This window comes from Flavobacterium algoris (assembly GCF_048158525.1).
Lineage (GTDB): Bacteria > Bacteroidota > Bacteroidia > Flavobacteriales > Flavobacteriaceae > Flavobacterium > Flavobacterium algoris.
Genome location: NZ_JBLNKT010000006.1, coordinates 121,778 through 148,363 on the forward strand (window position 1 = coordinate 121,778; position 26,586 = coordinate 148,363).

The window sequence follows — 26,586 nt, forward strand, 5'->3', positions numbered from 1 at the left end:
TTACATATAGTCGCATTTAAAAATGTTGACACCATTTTACGCTGAAAAATAATATTATCTTCAAATGAAAAAAAGACACGAACAAAAGTTAGTTATACTTTCCATGCTAATGCTATTAGCGTTGAACATACCTCTTTTGCTTTTATTTGACAGTTCTAAACCCCTTTTTGGTTTCCCAATCGTGTATATCTATATTTTTTCGGCATGGTTATTTTCAATTGCCATCACCTACCTAATCATAAAAAGATATTATGAGTAGCATAGGACTTTTACTGATTTTAGCACTTTATGTGTCCATTCTTTTTTACATCGCCTATTGGGCTGAAAAAAGAAGCCATTCTAAATGGACGAATAATCCTTATATCTATTCTTTTTCCTTAGCGGTTTATTGCACCGCATGGACCTATTATGGAAGCATTGGTGTTGCAGCAGAATCTGGTTTAAGCTACTTACCAATTTACTTAGGTCCAATAATAATAATCCCCACTTGGATGGTTGTCCTCAAGAGAATTATCCAAATTTCGAGAGTAAATAAAATCTCCAGTATTGCCGATTTTATTTCTTTGAGATACGGAAACAGTAGATTTCTTGGCGCATTAGTAACTATGATTTGTGTTTTTGGAATTGTACCCTACATTTCTTTACAGTTAAAATCGATTTCAGATACATTCCATATTGTCACAAAAACGCAGTCAAGCGATAATATTTTTACGGACACTACTACTTATGTTTGTCTGGCACTGGCTTTATTTGCCTCTTATTACGGAACAAAATACGTTGATGCTTCCGAAAAAAGACGCGGAATCGTTACGGCAGTCGCAATAGAATCAATCTTAAAACTAGTTTTCTTTTTAATCATCGGAATTTATGTAACTTATTTTGTTTACGATGGTTTTGGAGATATTTACACCAAAGCTGCAGTTCTTGAAAATTTCGAAAAGAAGAATTCGATAGGCGACTTAACAAGCGGAATAAATTGGTTTTTTCTTTGCATATTGTCCATGTTTGCAATTTTTCTGTTGCCAAGACAATTCCATACCGCAATTGTTGAAAACAATAAAGAAACCCATATTCGAACAGCCATGTGGCTTTTTCCGTTGTATTTATTGCTGTTCAATATTTTTGTTTTTCCAATTGCTTGGGGAGGAAATATTCTTTTTCAGGGAAAAGGACTCAATTCAGACACCTTCTCATTATTGATTCCTCAATTTTTCAACAATAATTTCTTGACCGTTTTAGTATTTCTTGGTGGATTCTCTGCTGCCATCTCCATGATTATTGTTTCATCGATTGCATTAGCAACCATGTTAAGTAATAATCTGTTGATTCCTTACGGTTTCATTGGTTCACTCAAAAATTCTTCTCAAGAAAAAAACAGTAAACGCATTCTGATTAGCCGAAAAATAGGCATTTTTTCGTTAATTATTTTGGCGTATGCCATCTACCGAATTTTCATTTTAGATTACTCGTTGGTTTCCATTGGCTTGGTTTCATTTGTTGTTATTGGACAACTAGCACCTTCTTTTTTTGGAGCATTATTCTGGAGAAGAGGTTCAAAAAAAGGAGCTATAACAGGAATTATAATGGGCTTTTTGATTTGCTTTTACACCTTATTAATTCCCTACGCCATTGGTATCACAAAATCTTCCAGCCTATTTATTCAGGAAGGGCCTTGGGGAATTGTACTGTTAAAACCGTTTCAGCTTTTTGGATTGGATTACTTAGAACCTATTCCTCATGCTGTTTTTTGGAGTTTATTTTTTAACCTTATCTGTTATGCCGCAATTTCTGTAAGTTTCAAAGGAAATTACAGAGAACGCAATTATGCGGAAATGTTTGTGGATATTGACAAATACATCACCAATCATGAAGATGCATTTGTTTGGAAAGGAACCGCTTATATTTCTGATATTCAAAAAATTTTACAGCGATTTCTTGGAGAAGAAAGAACAAAAAGAGCCATGACCATTTTCAATTTAAAATACAATATTGATAAAAACATCACTACAGCCGATGCACGGTTTATAAAGTTTGCGGAGGATTTATTGACGGGACATATTGGTACGGCTTCCGCCAAAATATTAATATCAAGTGTCGTCAAAGAAGATAAAATCAGCTTGACTGAAGTGTTGCGAATTCTCGAAGAATCCAAAGAGAACATTATTATCAACAAGAAATTAACGGATACTTCCAATGAATTAAAAAAAATATCCGATCAATTAAAAAATGCAAATTTAGAATTAGTAAACAAAGACATTCAAAAAGACGAATTTCTGGACACGGTTACGCATGAGTTACGAACGCCAATAACCGCGATTCGCGCCGCAAGCGAAATCCTTCATGATGACGACGATATTCCAGAAGAATTGAGAAAACAGTTCCTGCAGAATATCATTTCCGAATCGGATCGTTTGAATCGTTTAATAGACAAGATTCTGGATTTAGAAAAATTCGAAACGGGAAAACAAAAAATATATCTTTCGAAAAATAACATTTCTAAAACCGTTGAAAAAACGCTGCTTTCATTGAAGCAATTGATTAAAAATAAAAAAATAAGTATCGAATTCGATGAGGCTGAAAAAGAAATAAAAGCCTTTTATGATGAAGAACGAATCATTCAGGTCATTAACAATTTGTTATCAAACGCTATTAAGTTCAGTTCAGAAACTGATGGAAAAATCAGCATCAAAATAACAGAGAAAAAAGAAGTTGTTGAAGTCTGCATCCATAATAATGGCAAAGGAATTAAAGAAGAAGATTTTGAAGCCATTTTTGATAAATTTTATCAATCTCGAAATCAAAATGTAAAAAAACCAATCGGAAGTGGTTTAGGATTAGCTATTTGCAAACAGATTATTGAACATCATAAAGGAAAGATCTGGGCGGATAACACGGAGACAAACGGAGCGACATTTATTTTCACTTTACCCAATTATAATACTACTGAAAATTATTAAAAAATGAAAAAAATTTTAATTGTAGATGACGAACCAAATATTGTCATGTCACTTGAATACACATTCAAAAAGAACAATTTTGAAGTTTTCATTGCACGCGACGGACAAGAAGCTTTAGAGATTTTGAAGAATCAACTTCCGGATGTCATCATTCTGGACGTAATGATGCCAATGGTTGACGGTTACGCTACATTGGAACAAATTAAAAAAGACGAACGACTAAAACATTGCAAAGTCATTTTCCTAACGGCAAAAAACAAAGAAAAAGATATTGAAAAAGGACTTTCATTAGGTGCAAATTTATATGTACTCAAGCCTTTTTCAGTCAAAAAATTGGTCGAACAGGTACAGGGATTGATATAAACTATTGGGTTTTTGCAGCGATGCAGGGATTTTTTAAACTATAAACAACCAACAACAAATGAATTATAAAGATTTTTATACTCACAGCATTAATCAACCTTAAGCTTTCTGGAAAGAACAGGCGATGGCGATAGAATGGTATAATAAACCGGAAACTATTATATCAAAAGATGAAAATGGATATCCGCTTTGGTACAAAGATGGAGAATTAAACATCTGTTACTTGGCTTTAGACAAGCATATTCAAGATGGTTATGGGGACCAGATAGCTCTCATTTATGATTCGCCAGTCACACAAACGGTAAAAAAATACACTTTTTTTGAAGTAAAAGCGGAAGTAGTAAAACTCGCAGTTCGTCAACAAATTGGTACTGTAGCATCCCTCCGGAATGTTGTAATGGTAGATAGACTACTAAAAACACGTTCCGGGAAAACCCTGAGAAAACTAATGAGAAGTATTTCTGACGGAGAAAATTATCAAATCCCTTCAACGATAGATGATGAATCGATTGTTGATGAAATAAAAGCTGTTTTGAAAAAATATGAAATTGGAGTTTATAATACTAAATAAGAAAATATCACAATTATGAGTCGCTATAAAATTAATACCTTAGAAGAATACTTTAAAGAATATAAAAAATCAGTTCGCGAACCAAAAAAATTCTGGGACAAAATTGCTGCCGAAAATTTTACTTGGTACCAACAATGGGAAAAAGTGATCGATTTTAATATGGCAGAAGCCGAAATAAAATGGTTTGTTGATGCCAAAGTAAACATCACTAAAAACTGCATTGACAGACATCTTGCTAAAAAAGGAGACAAAACGGCGATCATTTTTGAACCGAATGATCCCAATGAAGAAGCGCTACACATTTCGTATAATGAATTGCACCAACGTGTTTGTAAAATGGCAAATGTATTGAGAGAACAAGGTGTAAAAAAAGGAGATCGTGTCTGTATTTATTTACCCATGATTCCTGAATTGGCCATTACTACTTTGGCTTGCGCCAGAATCGGAGCTATCCATTCGGTTGTTTTTGCCGGATTCTCAGCCTCTGCTGTTGCAACAAGAATAAATGACTGCGATTGTAACATGGTCATCACCTCAGATGGTGGTTATCGTGGTAATAAAACGATTGATTTAAAAGGAATAATCGACGATGCATTAACCAGTTGTACCGGAGTTTCGAATGTACTAGTGGTAAAAAGAACGAATACTTCCGTTACTATGAAAGAAGGCCGTGATCAATGGCTGCAACCTCTTTTAGATCGAGCATCAGATAATAATGTTGCAGAAATTATGGATGCCGAAGATCCTCTGTTTATCCTTTATACTTCGGGTTCAACAGGAAAACCGAAAGGAATGGTGCATACTACGGCTGGTTATATGGTTTATACTGCTTATACTTTCAAGAACGTTTTTAGCTATGAAGAAAATGACATTTTCTGGTGTACTGCTGATATTGGTTGGATTACCGGACACTCCTACATTGTTTATGGGCCGTTATTGAACGGAGCCACGACTGTAATTTTTGAAGGAGTTCCCTCTTATCCTGATTTCAGCCGTTTTTGGCAAACGATTGAAAAGCACAAAGTAACTCAGTTTTATACCGCTCCTACTGCCATTAGAGCTTTGGCAAAAGAAAGTATCGAATACGTGCAACGCTACCAATTAACTTCTTTAAAAGTGATTGGTTCCGTAGGAGAGCCTATCAATGAAGAAGCTTGGCACTGGTATAACAATCACGTTGGAGATAAAAAATGTCCGGTAGTTGACACATGGTGGCAAACCGAAACCGGAGGAATTATGATTTCACCAATAGCCTTTGTTACTCCAACAAAACCAACCTACGCTTCACTTCCCTTACCGGGAATTCAGCCTGTTTTAATGGATGAAAGACGGAACGAAATAGAAGGAAATCAGGTTACGGGCAGTTTGTGTATTAAATTTCCTTGGCCTGGAATTGCTAGAACTATTTGGGGAGACCACCAACGATATAAAGACACTTATTTCTCTGCTTTTCCAGGTAAATATTTTACTGGAGACGGAGCTTTGCGTGATGAAGTTGGGTATTACAGAATTACTGGCCGTGTTGATGACGTCGTTATTGTTTCAGGCCATAATCTGGGAACAGCGCCTATTGAAGATGCTATCAATGAACACCCGGCAGTTGCAGAATCTGCTATTGTAGGTTTTCCACATGACATCAAAGGAAATGCCTTGTATGGTTTTGTAATTTTAAAAGAAACCGGAGAATATCGCGATAGAGAAAATCTTAGTAAAGAAATCAACCAACATATATCGGATCACATAGGACCTATTGCGAAACTGGATAAAATCCAGTTTGTTTCTGGTTTACCAAAAACACGTTCCGGTAAAATCATGCGTAGAATTTTACGTAAAATAGCAGAAGGGGATTATTCAAATTTTGGAGACATCTCCACTTTGTTGAATCCAGAAATTGTAGAAGAAATCAAAAATGAAAAAGTATAATTTTTTTTAGTTGTAGTAATTTGTTAAAAACTGCTTCCCTTTGGAAGCAGTTTTTTTTGCGCAAAAAAAAGGCTGTCTTTTTAGGGACAGCCTTTTTAATATTCGAAGTAAATATTACTCTTTTATAAATTTCATTACTTCTGTTTCATTGTTATCATTCAGAACTTTTACAATATAAAGTCCTTTGCTTAAATCACTGATCGCAAAAGGAGTATCTTTAGAATGACTGCCATTAAAGCTTTTTACCATTTGTCCCGTGATTGAGAAAACCTGAACTTTAGTGGTATTAGTATTTAACATAAAATAACTTGAAACAGGATTTGGATACAAATGAACGCTATTGGGTTTTTCATAATTAGCAATTGCTAAGTTTGCCACTTTATTTCCATAAATTAGAAAACCGCCTGCTGGAATACTAATCGGAGCATTCACATCAGTAACCGTAATCGTTGTATTATTCATCAAATTGTACCAAGTTCCAGTATAAGGAAAACCAGTCGTTACATCTTTAGCAGACAAATCAAAATTAGCTAATACCAATACATCTTTAAGTTGCGTTCCCGCCAAAGCGCTATTGGTAATCTTGATATTAGGCGTTAATGAAGCACCACTTGTCATTGTTGCAGTTCCAGAAAAAACGGGTTCCGCAATTTTCATACTAATCATTTTTGCCCAATCCGTGTAGATTTTATTTCTACCGGCATCCCCTAGCCAATTATTTGCCCATTGTGGTTGTGGTTTTTTGTCCAATTTACAGTCTCCTGAAATAGCATCTACAGAGGTATTTACAGAGCCGTCATTGCAGCTAAAAATAGAAATATCCCAACCTAATTCACCAAAATGCCAAATCATTTTTGGTCCCGGTACTAATAAAGAAACCGCTCCTAAAGCTGACATTCTTGACAAAGCAGTTGCCGGCGTTTTTACATTATATCCATTTAGATTGGCACCATATTGTATGTTTTTATACATCAATCGTTCCTCATCATGACTTTCAGCATAACCCATCAATCTGTTTTTATTAAATCCATGGCTGGCACTATTCATTCTCGAGATATCATTGTTAGAATTATACCCCATAGTCAATTGATTATAAGGATCGGTCATCTTACCCCACATCATAATCCCTTTACTTGGTGTTTCGGAAATTCTATAATTTGCCCACTCTTGTTCCTCAGCATCTGTTCCTAAGTGTTCAAAAATTGTATAATGCGTAGGATCCAGACTCCAGGAATAATCCGCATAGTCTTTTAAGATGGTAACTCTGTCCGCTTGATAGGCATTGGTACAAGACTCATCATTCGCCGTACAATTTTGCGTAAACCCTTTAGTCAAATCCCAACGGAAACCGTCAATTTTATATTCTTGAATCCACTGTTTTATTACTCTTTTTACGTAATTTTTCGTCAAGGCCGAAGCATGATTAAAATCGTTCCCTACACTATAACTGTGTTTTGCCACAGTATTGAAATAAGGATTCTCCGTTGAAGGCGAACCCCAACCATCTCCGTCAGGATCATTCATCCACATTCTGACCATTGGATTTCTGTCAAACGCATGGTTTAATGCTACATCCAGAATTACCGCAATACCATTTTGATGACAAACATCTACTAATTCTTTAAATTTACTTGAAGTACCATAAAACTTATCTAAAGCCATATGGAAAGAAGTGTTGTAACCCCAACTTTCATTACCTTCAAATTCCATTACTGGTAATAATTCAATAGCATTTATTTTTAAATTCTTGAAATAATCAATTCTGTCAATTACACTTTGGTAACTTCTGGCGGCATCAAAATCTCTTACTAAAAGTTCGTAAACAACCAATTTTTCCTTTTCAGGTTTTACAAAATTAGTGGTTGCAGTTGTCCATGCATAAGGTATTTGCCCCGTTTGCAAAACCGTCACTTCTCTTTGTTGACCTACCGGATATACTGGCAAATTTGGATAAGATACCGACGGAATATAAGGATCATCGTCAGCCGATAATACTAAAGTAGAATAAGGATCTGCTGTTTTTACCAGAGATGGTGTCCCTGCAATAGGAGTTGCATCAACTACCCAATATTGATATGTATAATTTGTACCTGAAGCTAATCCTGTTAGTTCCAACCAGAATTTTCCTGAAACAGGATCTTTTTTCATGGCATAGTTTGCATCCGGTTGCCAGTTATTAAAACTACCGGCGATGTAAACGAAATCCTTTAACGGAGCATCCAGAACTAAAGTTGCTTTTGTAGCATCAGTAGCATTATAATTTATTCCGTCCAATAAACCTGCAGGCATTACTGCACTAACGGTTCCTGGATTTACAATTACTGTAAATTTTTTGGTTACTGTAGCACTTCCTTGTGTTACCTCCAATGCATAATTTCTATTACCATTAATATTAGTGTCATTAAAAGTATAACTAGCAGTACTTGTATTTGTATTTATACTTGCACCGTTTGCTTTTAAGTTATAGCTGGCGTTTCCATTGGTATTATTGGCTGAAATACTTTGGCTCGAACCAGAAGTTACAATTACAGAGCTGTTTTCCGCTGGAGAAGTAAGGTTTACTTGAAAAGCTCCAACTTCAGCATAAGTATCTTGTGATTTTTTGTCGCCTGTACCATCTTTGGCTTTAACAAGAAAACCAATTCTACCAATTCCATTTCTACTATAAAAAACATTTGGGGTAAACGTAATTCTATAGATATCTGCACCTGCCGTGTAGGTTAATTTATTAGTTTCACTAGAAGCTGTCCACGAGCCATTTGTTGGGCAATCTAGACTGCCAGCATCATTCGTATCATAAGACCAAGCCCACAGATACAAAGAATGGTCAGTAATGCCCCAGGCTGCTTCATCAACACTGCTACCATTAATTGTTATTGTAATAGAGGTTGTCTCTTCAAAAGGATTTGGGCTAATCGTATTCGCTACATTTTGTTGCTGAGCCGAAGCCACTATTGACAAGAAAAGCGATACTAAAAGTATAATTTTTTTCATAGCTTTTGATTTTATAAAAAAAAGGCTATCCATAAGATAGCCCTTTCAAATTTAAAAAATATTAATTTTTTGTAAGCGTATATTTGTAATTTCTAGGAGAACTTAAATCTAACGTAATTGTATAATTTCCAGCAGAAGGAACTTTGATATTGTCACTATTGAAATCTAATATTCCATCAGCACCTTTATCTCCATAATTTACCTTCCAATCATCATTAGCTCTAAATTTTATTTCCGCAGCAGTCAAATTTAAAGTAATAGTCCAAACTTTAGTTGTTGGATTATAAGTCATATCTTGATCTTGCCCTGGAGTTCCATCAGGACCAGCTGGCCAACCTAAAGGAGTTCCAGATCCTGTTACCGACCATGCAGTAAGAGTCGCTTTGTATGTCAATTTTTGAGTATCAGCTTCCATTAAATAATACCCTGCAGTTTTAGGAGCTGGCAAACCAGCATTAGATTCTCCCGTTTGCAAAAGCAAACCAGTATATGTCCCGTCCGGTCCTGTAGCATTCCCATAATCACCATCAAAACTTGTCGCTTGAGGTATGAATTTAAACTGAGCAGAAGTATTATTTATATTAACATATCCTTCAAAATCAGTTTTTCCATATCCAGATGCTGATATAGCAGGTAAAGTTGGAGCATTAATCCAGTCTTCGCCATAACCACTAATTTTTAAAAAATTACCAATAAGATATAATTTAGGATTTTCAGTAGTATAAGGTGTAACAACAATTCCAATTACATTAGAATACATTGGAGCTAAAGTTCCAGCAGTTGCTTTAACTCTTACTTGAAATTCACCAGGAGCAAAAGGTGTTGCTTTTAATGATAATGCAGCTCCATTTATTGCCGCTACTGAAACTGACACTTGGTTTTGAGAAGGTAAAGAACTCCCTATTTCTTTAGGTGTTTTAAAGTCATTCCCTTTTGTATCCATTTCAACAACATAATCCACTTGGACATCCCCTCCAAAATTAGCTAATTTCCATGTAAAACGCTCAGCTTGAGCAGTTGCATTTTCAGGTTTTAATATATAAGCCGCACCTGCAGTTGGAGCAGTCAATACAGGAGCATCAACTCCTTCAATAACGGGTCTGTCCTGAACATCTTCTACGCTACAAGACAAAGCAACTACTGCAAATAAAGCTATTATTGATTTAGTTATATTTTTCATTTTTATAAAATTTTTTAATTATTAATATCCAGTATTTTGTTGCAATTTTTGGTTTGTGGCTAATGCCTTTGCCGGAATAGGAAATAAATCTCTGTACGATTGCGTAGGTGAACCAGATGCTGAACCACCTTTCCAAGGCCAGATATAACTACCTCCAGTAAATTTTCCAAAACGAATTAAATCCGTTCTTCTGTGTCCTTCCCAGTGCAATTCTCTTGCTCTTTCGTCAAGAATAAAATCTAATGTTAAATCTCCTTGAGTTACCGTCGCTCCTTTAGCTCTAGTTCGCAATGCATTTACATAAGTAGTTGCATTTGCAATAGTAGCACCAGCAGCACCTCTCACGGCACATTCAGCATACATCAAATAAGCATCTGCTAGACGAAAAATCGGAAAATCCGCATCAGAGAAGTTACCTGCTTTATCTGAACCTTGCTTACCATTTACATCAACATTTCTAAACTTTTGAATAGCATAACCATCAGTAAAATTACTAATATCCTTAATTTCTTTAGTCTGACCAGCTTTATAGAATTGTCCACGAGTATCAGTAGTATTTGCATCAAATTTATCTACAAAAGCTGCCGTGGTTCTAATACCACCCCATCCACCATTAATTCCAAAGCTTGCCGCATTCATGCTACCTCCAACAGGAGCATGTGTCAAGAAAGTAGTCCCGCCGTATGTTTGAGTATGAAGACCATCAAAAGCTATAGCAAATATAAATTCGTTTTGAGCTCCGTTTTTATCATTATCTGCCAAAAACAATTGATTGTAGTTTGTATGTAAAGAATATGCTGAACCTGTTATTTTTGAAATCAAAGGAACTGCTTCCGCATAATGGTCTGTACCAATATATACTTTAGCGTTCATGTATAATTTAGCTTGTAACATCCAAGCAGCAGCTTGATCCACACGAAAAGCCTCATTTGATTTTGGTGCTTTCAACAATGGAGTAATCGCTGTTAATTCGTCATCAATAAATTTGTACAACTCCGCTCTTGTAGCATATTCCGGATAATAAAAAGTAGTTGGAGAATCCTCCGTTACTAAAGAACTACCACCAAAAGTATCTATTAAATGCCAATACGTTATTGCTCTTAAGAAACGAGCTTCTGCTCTATAAGTAGCTATTTCAGCTTTCAAAGTTGCATCTATTCCCCTAGCGGTTAATTTTTCATCCGTAGTTTGACGCAAAAACTCATTACAGTTTACAATTTGAAAAGAGAAACGAGCGAAAGTTGCATTGATGAAATTATCCGAAGTCGTCCAAGCCTGAGAATGAAAATCCTTAATAGTTCCATCATTCCATCCAATAACCGCTTCATCAGTAGTTAATTCTTGCATCATCCAGTATCCTCTAATGTATTGACTTGTCCCTTCATCAATACCTGAAATGTCAGGTGAACCAGCAGGTCCTTGTTGACCTGAAGTAGCAAAACCAGCATATAATTTGGCTAGATTTTGTTTATAAGATTCTGGTGTGCTAAAAAACTCAGATCCAGAGATAGAAGATCCAGTATCAGGTGATTGATCTAGTTCACTTGTACATGATGGGAATACCATCACCAACAGTAACAAAGAAATGCTCAATAATTTTTTTTGTATATTTTTCATTTTTCTTGTTATTTGAATTAGAAATTAACGTTTAGCCCTAAAGTGAAAGTAATAGGTCTTGGATATAAATTTTTATCTATACCTCCAGAAATCTCAGGATCTAATCCACTATATTTAGTAATGATAAGAACGTTTTGAGCAGCTAAGGTTAATTTAACTAATGAGCTTGAATTTGGTTTTTGATTAAAAGTATACCCAACACTTACATTATCTAACCTGATAAAAGAAGCATTTTGAATATAATAATCAGAATGCAGTTGCAAATCATTTGATTTAGCAAAACCTGTTTCTAAAAGATTAGCAACTCCGTTATTCAAATCTGTATTTCTTGTTAATATATTATTGTAAACTCCTTTATTAGAATCTACATTGTTGTAATTAAAATTACCCCAAGATCCTCTCCAATTCATTCCCATGTCCCAATTTTTATAGGTAACACTTGTATTAAATGCATAAAACACATCGGCTGCCGGCTTATGGAAACGGTATTTATCATCCGCATTCACAACACCATCTTTATTTCTATCTATAAAAATTCCGTCAAGTGGTTTCCCATCTGCTCCATAAGCTTGTTCATAAACTAAAAAAGTATTAGGGGAATATCCTACTTGGTGATTTTGAATATAGTTACCTGTTCCTCCATCTATACCTCCTACGTCAGTAATTCCCGGAGTGTTGTCCTGAGTTGTAGTCAATTTAGTAATTTTAGAGTCTTGGAAAGTAATATTACCACCTATAGTCCATTCTAAATTATCTGTTCTTACAGCCACTACTTCTGCCGCCAATTCAATCCCTTTATTGTCTATTGTACCAATATTATAATTGTCTGCATTTGAGAATCCAAAAAATGCTGGATTATCTGTGAATAACAATAAATCTTTAGTAGTTCTTTGATACGCATCAATTGTACCTGTAATTCTGTTATTAAAAAGTCCAAAATCAACTCCTGCATTAACGGTAGTTGTCTGTTCCCATTTTAGATTACTATTGTATGGTTGCGGTCTATATGTTGTATAGAAAGTATTTCCTAATTGATATTGCGCAGCACTGTTTGAAGCTAAATACAACGGAATAGAAGGATATGGATTCCCAATATTTTGTTGTCCTGTAATACCCCAACCACCCCTAAGTTTTAAACTAGAGATAGTAGTTACATCTTTCAAGAAATTTTCTTCATTCACTTTCCAAGCTACAGCTACTGCAGGGAAATTTGACCAACGATATTCAGGTGTGAATCTTGAAGTTCCATCACGTCTATAAGACATCGTTACTAAATACTTATCCGCAATCGTTATATTAGTTCTTGCAAAAAAAGATTGCAAATTAATACGAGTTGGAGTAAATAATTCTTCTGTTGTTAGGTTATTTTCAAAATTATAACCTGACTTATGTTTAGATTCCTTAAAATCTTGATAAGAATACCCACCAGTTACATCAAATTGTGTAGCGATTGATTCTATTTTTTTGTTGTAGTTTAAATACAAATCCATCAACTTATTGTTTCTGGATTCAATATTTTTATACGAATTATTATATCCAGAACCTTTAAGACCATTACGATAATCAGCTGCTGTATTACCATAACCGGTTCCACTCATTTCGTCGTAACCAAAATTAGCAACTGCTTTCAATTCTGGCAGAAAATGCATTTTGTAATCTACTTGCACATTTCCTAGACTTCTATAAAAACCACCATAATTATTTTGTTGCTCAATTTGAGAAACTGGATTCACACCCGCTAATTGATTAATCTCTGTAGGCGAAGTCAACCATTGAAAGTAAGTACCATCTGCATTTCTTACAGGCTGAGTTGGATCAAAACCAACAGCACCGCCTATAGCACCACTATTACTGTAATTACTGTTTATTAAAGAAGTATTATTATTAAACTCAATTTTTAAATGTTTGTCCAAGAAATTACCCGTAACGTTAGCGCCTAAAGTTGTTCTCTCTACATTATCTCTTTTTAAGATACCACTCAAATTAGCATAACCTACAGAAGCTCTATAAACTACGTTATCAGTACCGCCACTTAATGCGATATTATGATCAGTACCAATAGCGGTTCTGTATATTTCTTTCTGCCAATCTGTGTTAGCACTGCCCACTAATGCTTGTTGAGCAGCATTACCATTAGCCGCCACAAAATCTCTGAATTGTGTACTTGATAAAGCATCTACTTTTTTAGTGATTTCAGAAACTTGAAGATTTGCATTATAACTTACTTTCAATTCGCCTGATTTTCCTTTTTTGGTAGTAATAATAATTACTCCATTTGAGGCACGAGAACCATAAATAGCCGTTGCAGAAGCGTCTTTCAATACCGAAATAGATTCTATATTATTTTGATTAATAGTGGCCAATGGATTTCTACCACCTTCTACTCCACCATTTGCAACTGGAATCCCATCAATAACATACAAAGGATCATTATTTGCTGATAAGGAAGACCCACTTCTAATTCTAATAACAGGATCAACACCAGGAGAACCACCTCCATTAATGATTTGCAATCCCGCTACTTTTCCCTGAATCATTTGATCCGCAGAGGTAACCGGTCCTTTATTAAAATCTTTTGATGTCAATACAGTAACTGCTCCTGTTGCATCTTTTTTCTTAACGGTACCGTAACCCACTTGGATTACAACTTCTTTCAGTTGATTTGAATCTTCTTCCAAAGAAACACTTAATGCTTTTTGGGAATCAAAATTAACAACAGTATTTTTGTAACCAATAAAAGAAAAAACGACTTTATCGCCTTTCTTAACATTTGATAACTGATATTTACCATCAAAATCTGTTGAAACACCATTTGTGACGCCTTGAACATTTACATTTACTCCAGGAATGGGCTGTCCTGATACTTTGTCAAGAACAACACCATTAAGAGTATTCTGAGCCAGAATACTAAGAGGCAGTAGTAGTAATAAAAATAACAACTTTTTATAAATTGTTTTCATACTTTTTGTTTAAATTAATTTGAAATTTGGATGTGTTTTTAACTTTTAATTTTACTTCGAATGTTAAATTTATGTAAATTTTGTCACGCCCGACAAACCCCCTTTTTATTTGGTTTACGAAAACGTGATAGTGTTGAAAACTTTCTTTATTTTCTAATTATTTAAGGGATAAATTGCCATTAATAAAAACAAATCATATCTTTATTACGAAAATAATTTTTATCAATTTTACAATTTATGAAAAGGAAGGTAACGCTTAAACAAATCGCTAAAGAACTTGACGTTTCGATTTCTACAGTTTCAAAATCTTTAAGAAATAGTTTAGAAATTGGAGAAGATACCAGACTAAAAGTGCAAGCTTTCGCCAAATTTTACAACTACAAACCCAATAATATTGCCCTGAGTTTAAAGAATCGAAAAACAAAAACCATAGGGATTATCATACCTGAAATTGTTCATCATTTTTTCTCCACTGTTATCAATGGAATAGAACAGGTTGCAAACGAAAATGGATATAGCGTAATCATCTGCCTGTCAGACGATTCTTTTGACAAAGAAGTCCTTAATATGGAAATGCTTGCCAATGGAAGTATCGATGGCTTCATTATGTCCCTTTCTAAAGAAACCCAGTTCAAAGGTGATTTCCACCATATTACCGAAGTAATTGACCAAGGAATGCCAGTCGTAATGTTTGACCGCGTTACCAATGAAATTCTTTGCGATAAGGTTATTATTGACGACAAACTTTCAGCCTATGAAGCAGTTCAAAGCTTGATTGATAAAGGAAGAAAGAAAATTGCGCTGGTTACTACCGTTGATTATGTCAGTGTCGGCAAACTGCGTACGGATGGCTACATAAAAGCATTATTAGACAACAACATCCCTTTTGATGAAAATCTAATTATTAAAATCGAAGACGTTGAAACTTGCGAAATAATCATCGGAAAATTATTGGAAGACAAAGCGATTGATGCCGTTTTTGCCGTTAATGAGCTTTTTGCTGTAATCTGCATTAAAACGGCTAACAAAATTGGACTCAATGTCCCTAAAGACTTAGCTGTTATTGCTTTTACGGATGGAATTATTTCAAAATACTCTACTCCTACCATTACAACCGTTAGTCAAAGTGGTATAAAGATGGGAAATAAAGCAGCAAAAATGCTTATTGAAAGATTGGAAGCAGAACATGAGGATGATGAAGCAGAAAATTATAAAACAGAAGTAATTGAAACTCATTTAATCGAAAGAGAATCTACCTCGTAGAATTTATCAGTTTTCAGTCACAGTTTTCAGTTTTCAGTTTCTTTCTGAAAACTGTGACTGAAAACTGCGACTAATTTTTAAATTAGGTGTATAATATTCATTACTACAACCTTGTAGTTGATAATCTTTTACCTTATTTGTTTCTAAAAAATAAAAGTTTGAAATATATTTTTATATTTACCCCATCAAAGCTTTTACTTTTACTTCGAAAATAAGACAAGTTTTGATAAGCATAGCGCTTATCGTATTAATTTTTAAATTACGATAATGGAGAAGCGTAAATTAAGTTTCTGGCAAATTTGGAACATGAGTTTCGGATTTCTGGGAATTCAAATGGGTTTTGCCTTGCAAAATTCGAATGTCAGTAGAATATTTCAAACTTTAGGTGCTAATATTGACGACATCCCAATTTTATGGGTTGCTGCTCCTTTGACCGGATTAATTATTCAACCAATTATTGGCTATTTTTCAGATCGAACCTGGACAAAATTAGGAAGAAGAAAACCCTACTTTTTAGCAGGTGCAATCTTAGCTTCGGCGGCTTTATTTGCAATGCCTAATTCCCCAGTGCTTTGGATTGCTGCAGGAATGCTTTGGATCATGGATGCGTCTATCAATGTTTCAATGGAACCATTTCGTGCTTTTGTTGGAGACAACCTGCCAGAAAAACAACGTACGATGGGATTTGCTATGCAAAGTTTCTTCATTGGTATTGGTGCTTATTTCGCTTCAAAACTGCCTTTGATTTTTACCCATTTCGGAGTTCAAAACACAGCTCCTCTAGGTATCATTCCAGATTCGGTGAAATATTCCTTTTACTTCGGTGGAATTGTATTTATCATAACGGTACTATGGACAGTTATCACATCCAAAGAATATTCTCCGGAAGAATTAGCCGCTTTTGAAAAACACAAAGAAGACACTTTTATAAAAGAAGAACATTCTGCTGATTGGTTTGCATCTAATGCAAAATCACATCTAACAAAGGGAATTTCATTCCTGATTGTTAGTGTACTATTTTCGTTAGCCATCTATGAATTTGATTTAAAGAAAGATTTATACGTTTTATCACTGGGACTTATTGGTCTTGGCGGATTGGCTATGTTACTTTCCGGATTAATGCAAAAAACAAATAATACTGAAAATGGATTCGTAACTATTATGAATGATTTTCAGTTTATGCCAAAAATCATGAAACAATTGGCATGGGTTCAATTCTTTTCCTGGTTTGCGCTTTTCTCCATGTGGATTTATACCACTCTTGCAGTTACCCAACACATTTATGGAACAACAGACACCACATCTACGGCCTATAATACCGGCGCAAATCAAGTAGGCGAAATGTTTGCTAATTATAATTTAATTGCGGCAATTGCTTCTTTTTTACTGCCATTATTAGCCAAATATACCAGTAGAAAATTCACCCATTTTGCGGCATTAGTTTGTGGTGGTCTTGGTCTTATCTCTATTTATTTTATATCAGAACCAACTGCATTCACTATGGAATGGCTTCCAATGATTGGTGTTGGAATAGCTTGGGCAAGTATTTTATCAATCCCGTATGCTATGTTATCCGGTTCATTACCATCTAACAAAATGGGATATTATATGGGCGTTTTCAACTTCTTTATCGTAATACCACAATTAGTTGCTGCATCCATTTTAGGATTTTTAGTTTCTAAATTTTTTAATAACGAACCTATTTATGCACTTTTGATTGGTGGAGCATCAATGATTCTTGCGGGAATTATTGCTCTTACCATTAATGACGAATCAAAAATTACAATCAATGAATAAAAAAGCATTCATCTTCGACCTCGACGGAGTTATTGTTGACACCGCCAAATACCATTTTTTGGCTTGGCAAAAAATTGCAAAAGAATTAAATATTGATTTCACACTCGAACATAACGAACTTTTGAAAGGAGTTAGCAGAGTGCGTTCATTAGACATAATTTTAGAATTAGGAAATGTTGAAGCTTCACAAGAAGACAAAGACAAATGGTTAATTCAAAAAAACGAGGATTATCTAACCTATTTGGTAGATATGAATGAAAGTGAAATTCTTCCTGGTGTTTTTACAATTTTAAAATTTTTAAAAGAAAAAAATCAACCTATCGCTTTAGGTTCAGCAAGTAAAAATGCCAGACCAATTCTCGAGAAAACTGGAATATTATCTTATTTCAATGTTGTTGTAGATGGAAATGATGTTACCAACGCGAAACCTGATCCGGAAGTTTTCCTGATTGCGGCTAAACTATTAAATATAAGTCCAGAAAACGCTATCGTTTTTGAAGATTCAGTAGCTGGTGTACAAGCCGCCAATATCGGAAAAATGACAAGTGTAGGAATTGGTGAAGCGACTGTTTTACATGAAGCAAAATACATCTTCAAAGACTTTACGGAAATAGATACCGATTTTATAGAAGAATTAATTAAAGAATAAAGAAACAAGATTCAAAAAAGTAAAAAAAGACAAGATTGTGTATAATCAAAAAACAATCCTTGAATTTTTAAATCATTGAATTTTTAAATTAGAAAAAATGAATCAAGATTATATAAAACCTGACAATTGGTCGATCATTGAAGAAGGATTTGATGTAGAGAGCGTAAAATCATCTGAGAGTCTTTTCAGTATTGGTAACGGAGCAATGGGACAACGTGCGAATTTTGAAGAAAATTATAGCGGCGAAACATTTCAAGGAAGTTACATTGCCGGAATATATTATCCTGACAAAACCAAAGTGGGCTGGTGGAAAAATGGATATCCAGAATATTTCGCAAAAGTTCTCAATGCGCCAAATTGGATTGGAATTGAAATCGAAATCAACGGTGAAAAATTAGATTTGAACACCTGTTCAGAGGTCAAAAACTTTCGTCGGGAATTAAATATGAAAGAAGGCTGGTATCACCGTTCTTTTGAGGCAACTTTAAAAAATGGGACTGAAATCTCTGTAAATATCCGTCGATTCCTCTCTATAATTTTAGATGAAGTTGGAATCATAAATTACGAAATCACACCTTTAAATAAGGATGCGAAAATAATTTACAAACCTTATATTGATGCTGGTGTAACCAATGAAGATGCGAACTGGGAAGAAAAATTCTGGGAAATACTTGATGTCAAAAAATCAGGAAACGAAGCTTTTATAACTGCACAGACATTCAAGACGCATTTCAAGGTAACTACTTTTATGCAGAATAGCATTTTGATTAAAGGAGAGAAAACAAGTATTTCTCCTTCCAATATCGAAGCTGTTTCAGATAAAATCAAATTTAGTTATGATGTTGTTGTGGCTCAAGGCCAAAAATCATCAATCCAAAAAATTGGTGGTTACACTGTTTCTTTGAATCATGTAAATACGCAAACTGCTGCCGAAAAAGTGATTCAAACTGCATTAGCAAAAGGATACGACCAAATGTTACAAGATCAAATTGAGGCTTGGGCAAAAATTTGGGAAATGTCGGATATCACGATTGATGGTGACGTGAAAGCGCAACAAGGAATTCGTTTCAATATTTTTCAGTTGAACCAAACCTATTTAGGAAAAGATTCCCGTTTGAATATTGGACCAAAAGGTTTCACAGGAGAAAAATATGGCGGATCTACTTATTGGGACACTGAAGCGTATTGCATCCCATTTTACATGGCAACAAAAGACCAGGAAGTAGCAAGAAACTTATTGACATACCGTTACAATCAATTGGACAAAGCCATTGAAAACGCTGCCAAATTAGGATTTACAAACGGCGCTGCTTTGTATCCAATGGTGACCATGAATGGAGAAGAATGTCATAACGAATGGGAAATTACATTTGAAGAAATTCATAGAAATGGCGCCATTGCATTTGCGATTTATAACTTCTACAGATACACTGGAGATTACAGTTATATTCCTGAAAAAGGACTGGAAGTATTAATAGGAATTGCACGTTTTTGGCATCAAAGAGCTAATTTTTCGACTAATCTTGACAAATATGTTATCCTTGGAGTTACAGGACCAAACGAATATGAAAACAACGTAAACAATAATTTCTATACCAATTATATTGCAAAATGGTGTTTGGATTATACGTACGAACAGATTCAAAAAGTATCATTGGAATATCCATCGGATCACAAAAGAATTTCGGAGAAAGTTAAAATTTCGGATTCTGAATTGCAATCTTGGAAAAAAGTATCTGATAATATGTACTTCCCTTTTTCGGAAGAACATAATGTGTACTTGCAACAAGACGGATTCTTGGACAAAGATTTAGTAAAAGTGGCTGATTTAGACAAAAGCCAAAGACCAATCAACCAAAAATGGTCTTGGGATAGAATTTTGCGTTCGCCTTATATCAAACAAGCCGATGTTTTACAGTGTTTCTATTTCTTTGAAGATCATTTTTCGAAAGAAGAACTGAAAAATAATTTTGAATTTTACGAATCCTTTACAGTTCATGAAAGTTCACTTTCGCCTTGCGTGCACTCGATTCAAGCGGCGCTATTGGACAAAATGGATATGGCGTATACTTTCTATTTAAGAACTTCACGTCTTGATTTAGATGATTATAATAAGGAAGTAGAAGAAGGCTGCCATATAACTTCAATGGCCGGGACTTGGATGAGTATTGTGGAAGGTTTCGGCGGAATGAGAATTAAAGAAGACAAACTTCATTTTTCTCCAAAAATTCCAAAAGAATGGAACGGTTATTCCTTTAAAATAAATTTCAGAAATCAAATTTTGAAAGTGGACATTACTCATGAAGAAACTTCATTTTCAATCGATGGTCAAAAAGATTTATCTATAGTCGTCAACGGAAAAGAAATCGCTGTTTTGGCTAATCAATCAGTATCCGTATAAGTAAATTAATTGTTGGAACTTGTAGTCAATTCTATCATTTAGTAAGAGGCCTCAAAGGCTCACAGACAATCCCAATTTTTATTGGGATTGTTTAATTATCAACAGTTTTTAAAATATAGTTTTCTCCTAACTACAAATTTAATATCACTAAAAAGTACAAAATAATGAATAAAATTGCTACATTCCCTTTCATAAATAGGAGCTTTCTAAAAAAAATAACCTTATTCCTTTTCTTTATGTCTTTATCCTTAAACGCTCAAATTCAAAAGGTCGAACCTCCTTTTTGGTATGCGGGTATGAAAAATCCGGAATTGCAAATTCTCTTTTACGGTAAAAATATAGCGCAATATCAAGTTTCAGTATCTAATGCAATAAAAATCACAAACGTTACCCGAACTGAAAATCCTAACTATATTTTCATCACTATTGACACGAAAAAAGTGCCGGCAACCGATTTGATTTTTACTTTCAAAAATAACAATAGAGAGTCGTTCACACAAAAATATTCTTTAAAGAAAAGAAGAGAAAATTCCGCTCAACGCAAAAGTTACGATTCCTCGGATATGATGTATTTATTGATGCCAGATCGTTTTGCCAATGGAAACAGAAATAATGACAGCGAAAACTCCACCATTGAAAAATACAATCGGGAATTACCCGGAGGCAGACATGGAGGTGACATCGAAGGGATTATAAAAAACTTAGATTACATATCTTCTCTTGGAGCAACGACAATATGGAGCACGCCACTTTGTGAAGATAACGACCCTTCTTTTTCGTATCACACTTACGGTCAATCTGATGTTTATAAAATAGACCCTCGTTACGGAACCAATGAAGATTACGTACGATTATCTTCTGAAATGCATAAAAAAAACATGAAATTGGTTATGGATTATGTAACCAATCATTGGGGAATTAAACATTGGATGATGAAAGATTTACCTACAAAAGGGTGGATCAATCAGTTTGAAAATTACACACAAACCAATCATAAAAGAACGGTTATAAACGATACGCATGCCTCTAAAATTGATACCGAAACATGCCTGAATGGCTGGTTTGCACCATCAATGCCAGATTTAAACTTATCGAATCCTTTGGCATTAAAATACCTGATTCAAAATGCAATTTGGTGGATTGAATATGCAAATTTAGATGGCTTTAGAGTAGATACGTATAATTACTCTGATCCAAAAGGAATAGCTACGTGGACCAAATCCATCACAGATGAATACCCCAATTTCAATATCGTAGGGGAAGTTTGGATGCAAAGCCAAGCTCAAATGGCGTATTGGCAAAAAGACAGTAAAATAGGCCAAATTCAAAATTACAATTCCTATTTGCCAAGCGTAATGGACTTTACATTGTACGAAGCAACAACAAAAGTTTTCAACGAAGATGACGGCTCTTGGGACAAAGGAATGATAAAACTATATGACAATTTTACTAATGACTTTCTGTATCCAAACATCAATAATATGTTGGTTTTTGTTGAAAATCACGATACCAATCGATTCAATCAAACGTACGGAAACGACATTAGAAAATACAAAATGGCAATGAGTTTACTGGCAACCATTCGCGGAATTCCGCAATTGTATTATGGAAGTGAAATTGGAATGATTGGTGATAAAAATAAAGGTGATGCGGATATTCGTCAAGATTTTCCAGGCGGCTGGGAAGGGGATGAAAATAATGCTTTCATTAAAGAAGGAAGAACTCCTGGGCAAAATGAATATTTTGATTTTACTGCCAAGTTATTCAATTGGAGAAAGACCAAATCAGTGGTTCATTTTGGAAAGATGACACATTATATTCCGGAGAATAATGTCTACACCTATTTTAGATACAATGACAAGGAAACGGTTATGGTCTTGATAAATAACAGCAATGAAACGCACAAAATAAACACACATCGTTTTAAAGAAAATATCAAAGATTTTAAAATAGGAAAGGATGTAATTTCGGAATTAACATTTGATATAACAAATGAAATAATAATAGAACCAAAATCGGTTTTGATTTTAGAATTGAAGTAATTTAAATCCTATAAGACATTTAAGAAACCTTAAATGAAACTTATACTTATTATGTTTTTCAAAAAACAACTACCGAAAGACCAATCATTAAATTCAACTAAATGAAAAAATATTTAATGCTAATTTTAATAGCAATAACAACACTTTTTACCAGTTGTAGCAGTACAAAAACGGTTTCTGAAAGCAACAAAAATACAACTAAAACCCCATTTGTTTGGGAAGGAGCCAATCTGTATTTTCTTATGACTGATCGTTTTAATAATGGAGATACCTCAAATGATGTTTCATTCAACAGAACCAAAACTGCAGGAAAACTTCGTGGATTTGAAGGCGGTGACATCAAAGGAATTTCGAAAAAAATTGACGAAGGCTATTTTGATAAACTGGGGATTAATGCCATTTGGTTTACACCGATAGTGGAACAAATCCACGATGGTGTAGATGAAGGAACGGGATTAAGCTATGGCTTTCATGGGTATTGGGCCAGAGACTGGACGAACTTAGACCCTAATTTTGGCACAAAAGAAGATTTAGCTGCATTAGTAGAAAAAGCACATGCACACGGAATTCGAATCGTTCTGGATGGTGTTATCAATCATACCGGACCAGTAACGACTGAGGATACGGTTTGGCCAAATGACTGGGTGAGAACGGGACCAACTTGTGATTATAAATCTTTTGCGAATACAACCGCTTGTACATTAGTCGCGAATCTTCCGGATGTAAAAACAGAGAGCAATCAAAATGTAGACTTACCTCCTTTTCTAATCGAAAAATGGAAAAAAGAAGGTCGTTACGAACAAGAAATGAAAGAATTGGATGCATTTTTTATTCGCACCGGATATCCAAAAGCACCAAAATATTACATCATCAAATGGCTGACCGATTATATTGCTGATTATGGAATTGATGGTTACAGAGGCGATACCGTAAAACACACTGACGAAACTGTTTGGGCTGATTTCAAAACACAATGCAACTATGCTTTTGAAAACTGGAAGAAAAACAACCCTACAAAAGTATTGGATAACAATTCTTTTTACACGATTGCTGAAGTGTATAATTATGGAATCAGCGGCGGACAAACTTTCGATTTTGGAGACAAAAAAGTAAACTATTACAAAAATGGCTTCAATAATATGATCAATTTCGAATTCAAATGGGATGCTCAAAAAGACTATGAATTTATCTTCTCTAAATATTCTGATAAGCTAAATAATGAACTGAAAGGTTACAGTGTTTTGAACTATTTATCTTCCCATGATGATGGTGGCCCTTTTGATGCAAAACGCACCAAAAGTAAAGAAGCGGGAACAAAATTATTACTGAGTCCAGGACTTTCACAAGTATATTACGGAGATGAATCTGCGCGTTCATTAGTAGTTGAAGGAACTCAAGGGGATGCTACACTACGTTCGTTGATGAATTGGGAGGATATTAAGACTAATCCTGAAACACAAAAAACACTTTTACATTGGCAAAAATTAGGTCAATTCAGAAAAAATCATCCTTCTGTTGGAGCAGGAATTCACAAGCAAATTTCACCAAAACCGTACACTTTTAATAGAACTTTCACAAAAGGAAATTATTCAGATGCTGTAGTAATTGGGCTGGATTTACCAATTGGCAAAAAAGAACTTGCCGTTGGTTCCGTTTTTAAAGATGGAGTCAAAGTAAAAGATGCGTATTCTGGAAAAACAGGGATTGTTTCAAATGGGAAAGTGAGTATCGATTCAGAATTCGACATTGTTTTATTAGAATCCTCTCCCCAACCCTCTGCAAAGGAAAGGGAGACGAAACCGAAAAACTAGAGCATACTATTTATCCTGTACCATTTTAAAAACGGTTTAGGTATATTTATTAAGAGAAACGTAATAATCCAAACGCCTTTAGAAATGAAGGCGTTTGGATTATGTTTACCTTTACAAAAAATAAACAACAATGCTTAGAATCGCACATCGCGGCGCCAAAGGTTTTGAACCGGAGAACACCTTAGTTTCGTTCCAAAAAGCATTAGATATGCAGGTGGACGGAATTGAACTCGACGTGCATTTGAGTGCAGATGGTGAATTAATGGTTATCCATGATGAAACCATAGATAGAACGACCAATGGAAAAGGTTTTGTAAATGCATTATCTTTGCGCGAATTGAAAGCCTTTCGAATAAATGGAGAACACAATATCCCAACACTAAGAGATGTTTTTGATTTGGTAAATCAAGACTGTTTTATCAATATTGAACTAAAAAATTATGACACTGCAGAGAAAGTAGTTTCACTTATAGAAAAGTATGTTACTAAAAAAGGGTGGAAATACGACCGTTTTTTAGTTTCCAGTTTTGATTGGAATGCATTGCAACAAGTGGCGTTTTTAAATGATAAAATTCCAATTGGCGTTTTAACGGAAACCAATTTAGACTTGGCTTTGGCTTTCGCCAAATTCATTCAGGCAAAATCAATTCACCCGCATTTTCATTTATTAACAAAAGAGAATACGGAGCAAATGCAGGAAAAAGGATTGCAGGTTTTCCCTTGGACCATCAATGAAGTAGAAGACATTCAAAAAATAAAAACATTCAACGTAAACGGAATTATTACAGATTTCCCAGATAGAATATGAATCAAAATTTCGATATAATAATAGTAGGTGGTGGCGCAGCAGGATTTTTTACGGCAATTAATATTGTAGAAAAAAATCCAAAACTGAAAGTCGCAATTTTAGAACGTGGTACAGAATTTCTGAATAAAGTTCGCATTTCCGGCGGCGGACGATGTAACGTAACACACGCTTGTTTTGAGCCTAACGAATTAGTGAAATTTTATCCGCGTGGCGAAAAAGAATTACGAGGTCCTTTTCATCAGTTTTGCTCTGGCGATACTATTGAATGGTTTGAAAAACATGGCGTAGAATTAAAAATTGAAGCGGACGGACGCATGTTTCCCGTTTCCAATTCGTCTCAAACGATTATTGATTGTTTCCTGAAAGCCACACAAAAACTGGGAATTGCAGTGCTTAGGGGACAAAGCGTACAATCTATTTTCAAGAAAGAAAATGAATGGAAAATAGAAACCCAAACTGAAAACTATCTTGCCGAAAAGCTAATTTTAGCTACAGGAAGCAATCCTAAAGTCTGGGAAATGCTGCAGAATTTTGGTCACGCAGTTGTCAGTCCGGTACCTTCCCTATTCACTTTCAACATCAAAGATTCCAGAATAAAAGAATTACCCGGAGTTGCGGCACAAGTAACCGTAAAAGTAAAAGACACCAAACTTACCTCGACAGGACCATTGTTAATTACCCATTGGGGAATGAGCGGACCAGCAATATTGAAACTCTCCGCTTGGGGCGCCCGAATCTTGCATGAAAAAAATTATCAGTTCACTATTTTCGTGAACTGGTTGAATGATGCTGACAAAGAAGATGTCGAGAAAAAATTAAAAGAATTAAAACAAGAACACGCCAAAAAATCGGTTTCTAAAAAATCACCATTCGAATTAACCAATCGGTTATGGGAAAGTTTGGTACTCGCTTCCGGAATTGAATCAGAAACTAAATGGGCCGATTTATCTAAAATTCAATTGCAAAATCTGGCAAATCAGTTGACAAATGGGACTTTTCAAGTGAATGGAAAAAGCACCTTCAAAGAAGAATTTGTAACTGCAGGCGGAATCGATTTAAAGGAAATCAACTTCAAAACTATGGAAAGCAAACTACACGAAAACCTCTATTTTGCAGGAGAAATCGTGAATATTGATGCTATTACAGGTGGATTCAATTTCCAAAATGCATGGACAAGTGGGTTTATTGTGGCGAACTCAATTTAGTATTCAGTTTTCAGTCTCAAATCGCACCGAAAACTGAGACTGGGC

At 34.9% G+C, this 26,586-nt stretch carries 16 protein-coding genes and 1 pseudogene; 13 read left to right on the forward strand and 4 right to left on the reverse strand.

Annotated features, from left to right (window positions below; translation table 11 throughout):
* Positions 1 to 251: 251 nt before the first annotated feature.
* The 5 genes and pseudogenes from ACM55I_RS05075 (at position 252) to acs (ending at position 5,814) form a co-directional block, all read left to right on the forward strand.
* Positions 252 to 2,957, forward strand: coding sequence for an ATP-binding protein (locus tag ACM55I_RS05075; protein WP_416845682.1), 2,706 nt, complete (start codon positions 252 to 254; stop codon positions 2,955 to 2,957).
* 3 nt (positions 2,958 to 2,960) lie between these two features.
* Positions 2,961 to 3,320 (forward strand): response regulator transcription factor, encoded by a 360-nt coding sequence (locus ACM55I_RS05080; RefSeq protein WP_073205424.1) that lies wholly within the window; start codon positions 2,961 to 2,963, stop codon positions 3,318 to 3,320.
* A 115-nt stretch (positions 3,321 to 3,435) separates the two neighbouring features.
* Positions 3,436 to 3,534 (forward strand): annotated as a pseudogene (locus ACM55I_RS05085) (hypothetical protein); the annotation flags it as partial.
* A gap of 9 nt (positions 3,535 to 3,543) precedes the next feature.
* The gene (locus ACM55I_RS05090; protein WP_416845724.1) at positions 3,544 to 3,891 is read left to right on the forward strand and encodes an AMP-binding enzyme; all 348 of its coding nucleotides are present in this window, start codon (positions 3,544 to 3,546) and stop codon (positions 3,889 to 3,891) included.
* 15 nt (positions 3,892 to 3,906) lie between these two features.
* Positions 3,907 to 5,814: an acetate--CoA ligase gene (gene acs, locus ACM55I_RS05095; RefSeq protein ID WP_416845683.1), complete on the forward strand. Its 1,908-nt coding sequence runs from the start codon at positions 3,907 to 3,909 to the stop codon at positions 5,812 to 5,814.
* 114 nt (positions 5,815 to 5,928) lie between these two features.
* Here the strand turns inward: acs and ACM55I_RS05100 are convergent, their stop codons facing one another.
* The 4 genes from ACM55I_RS05100 to ACM55I_RS05115 form a co-directional block, all read right to left on the reverse strand.
* Positions 5,929 to 8,808 carry an alpha-amylase family glycosyl hydrolase gene (locus ACM55I_RS05100; RefSeq protein ID WP_416845684.1) on the reverse strand — a complete coding sequence of 960 codons (2,880 nt, stop codon included), beginning with the start codon at positions 8,806 to 8,808 and terminating at the stop codon, positions 5,929 to 5,931.
* Positions 8,809 to 8,869: 61 nt separating this feature from the next.
* On the reverse strand, positions 8,870 to 9,988 hold the full coding sequence (locus ACM55I_RS05105; protein WP_416845685.1) for a SusE domain-containing protein: 1,119 nt from the start codon (positions 9,986 to 9,988) through the stop codon (positions 8,870 to 8,872).
* 21 nt (positions 9,989 to 10,009) lie between these two features.
* Complete coding sequence (locus ACM55I_RS05110) at positions 10,010 to 11,605, reverse strand: RagB/SusD family nutrient uptake outer membrane protein (RefSeq protein WP_416845686.1); 1,596 nt, start codon at positions 11,603 to 11,605, stop codon at positions 10,010 to 10,012.
* A 17-nt stretch (positions 11,606 to 11,622) separates the two neighbouring features.
* Entirely contained in the window at positions 11,623 to 14,565 is a 2,943-nt protein-coding gene (locus ACM55I_RS05115) for a SusC/RagA family TonB-linked outer membrane protein (protein ID WP_416845687.1), read from the reverse strand.
* 237 nt (positions 14,566 to 14,802) lie between these two features.
* Here ACM55I_RS05115 and ACM55I_RS05120 point away from each other — a divergent pair, with 237 nt between their 5' ends.
* The 8 genes from ACM55I_RS05120 (at position 14,803) to ACM55I_RS05155 (ending at position 26,541) form a co-directional block, all read left to right on the forward strand.
* The gene (locus ACM55I_RS05120) at positions 14,803 to 15,828 is read left to right on the forward strand and encodes a LacI family DNA-binding transcriptional regulator (RefSeq protein ID WP_416845688.1); all 1,026 of its coding nucleotides are present in this window, start codon (positions 14,803 to 14,805) and stop codon (positions 15,826 to 15,828) included.
* 267 nt (positions 15,829 to 16,095) lie between these two features.
* Positions 16,096 to 17,625, forward strand: coding sequence for an MFS transporter (locus ACM55I_RS05125; RefSeq protein ID WP_416845689.1), 1,530 nt, complete (start codon positions 16,096 to 16,098; stop codon positions 17,623 to 17,625).
* Positions 17,618 to 18,274, forward strand: coding sequence for a beta-phosphoglucomutase (gene pgmB / locus ACM55I_RS05130; protein WP_416845690.1), 657 nt, complete (start codon positions 17,618 to 17,620; stop codon positions 18,272 to 18,274). Before ACM55I_RS05125 ends, pgmB begins: the two co-directional genes overlap by 8 nt.
* Before the next feature lie 97 nt (positions 18,275 to 18,371).
* On the forward strand, positions 18,372 to 20,675 hold the full coding sequence (locus tag ACM55I_RS05135) for a glycoside hydrolase family 65 protein (protein ID WP_416845691.1): 2,304 nt from the start codon (positions 18,372 to 18,374) through the stop codon (positions 20,673 to 20,675).
* Between the two features lie 164 nt (positions 20,676 to 20,839).
* On the forward strand, positions 20,840 to 22,717 hold the full coding sequence (locus ACM55I_RS05140; RefSeq protein ID WP_416845692.1) for a glycoside hydrolase family 13 protein: 1,878 nt from the start codon (positions 20,840 to 20,842) through the stop codon (positions 22,715 to 22,717).
* Positions 22,718 to 22,818: 101 nt separating this feature from the next.
* A complete protein-coding gene (locus ACM55I_RS05145) occupies positions 22,819 to 24,528 on the forward strand; it encodes an alpha-amylase family glycosyl hydrolase (RefSeq protein ID WP_416845693.1) in 1,710 nt (569 codons plus the stop codon).
* Positions 24,529 to 24,658: 130 nt separating this feature from the next.
* On the forward strand, positions 24,659 to 25,336 hold the full coding sequence (locus tag ACM55I_RS05150; RefSeq protein ID WP_416845694.1) for a glycerophosphodiester phosphodiesterase: 678 nt from the start codon (positions 24,659 to 24,661) through the stop codon (positions 25,334 to 25,336).
* Positions 25,333 to 26,541, forward strand: a complete 1,209-nt coding sequence (locus tag ACM55I_RS05155) for a BaiN/RdsA family NAD(P)/FAD-dependent oxidoreductase (protein ID WP_416845695.1) — start codon at positions 25,333 to 25,335, stop codon at positions 26,539 to 26,541. The genes ACM55I_RS05150 and ACM55I_RS05155 overlap by 4 nt, the downstream gene beginning before the upstream one ends.
* Positions 26,542 to 26,586: the final 45 nt, after the last annotated feature.

Coding starts and splice junctions, on each gene's coding strand:
- ACM55I_RS05075 (WP_416845682.1), top strand. CDS start 252: ATGAGTAGCATAGGACTTTTACTGATTTTAGCACTTTATGTGTCCATT.
- ACM55I_RS05080 (WP_073205424.1), top strand. CDS start 2,961: ATGAAAAAAATTTTAATTGTAGATGACGAACCAAATATTGTCATGTCA.
- acs (WP_416845683.1), top strand. CDS start 3,907: ATGAGTCGCTATAAAATTAATACCTTAGAAGAATACTTTAAAGAATAT.
- ACM55I_RS05100 (WP_416845684.1), bottom strand. CDS start 8,808: ATGAAAAAAATTATACTTTTAGTATCGCTTTTCTTGTCAATAGTGGCT.
- ACM55I_RS05105 (WP_416845685.1), bottom strand. CDS start 9,988: ATGAAAAATATAACTAAATCAATAATAGCTTTATTTGCAGTAGTTGCT.
- ACM55I_RS05110 (WP_416845686.1), bottom strand. CDS start 11,605: ATGAAAAATATACAAAAAAAATTATTGAGCATTTCTTTGTTACTGTTG.
- ACM55I_RS05115 (WP_416845687.1), bottom strand. CDS start 14,565: ATGAAAACAATTTATAAAAAGTTGTTATTTTTATTACTACTACTGCCT.
- ACM55I_RS05120 (WP_416845688.1), top strand. CDS start 14,803: ATGAAAAGGAAGGTAACGCTTAAACAAATCGCTAAAGAACTTGACGTT.
- ACM55I_RS05125 (WP_416845689.1), top strand. CDS start 16,096: ATGGAGAAGCGTAAATTAAGTTTCTGGCAAATTTGGAACATGAGTTTC.
- pgmB (WP_416845690.1), top strand. CDS start 17,618: ATGAATAAAAAAGCATTCATCTTCGACCTCGACGGAGTTATTGTTGAC.
- ACM55I_RS05135 (WP_416845691.1), top strand. CDS start 18,372: ATGAATCAAGATTATATAAAACCTGACAATTGGTCGATCATTGAAGAA.
- ACM55I_RS05140 (WP_416845692.1), top strand. CDS start 20,840: ATGAATAAAATTGCTACATTCCCTTTCATAAATAGGAGCTTTCTAAAA.
- ACM55I_RS05145 (WP_416845693.1), top strand. CDS start 22,819: ATGAAAAAATATTTAATGCTAATTTTAATAGCAATAACAACACTTTTT.
- ACM55I_RS05150 (WP_416845694.1), top strand. CDS start 24,659: ATGCTTAGAATCGCACATCGCGGCGCCAAAGGTTTTGAACCGGAGAAC.
- ACM55I_RS05155 (WP_416845695.1), top strand. CDS start 25,333: ATGAATCAAAATTTCGATATAATAATAGTAGGTGGTGGCGCAGCAGGA.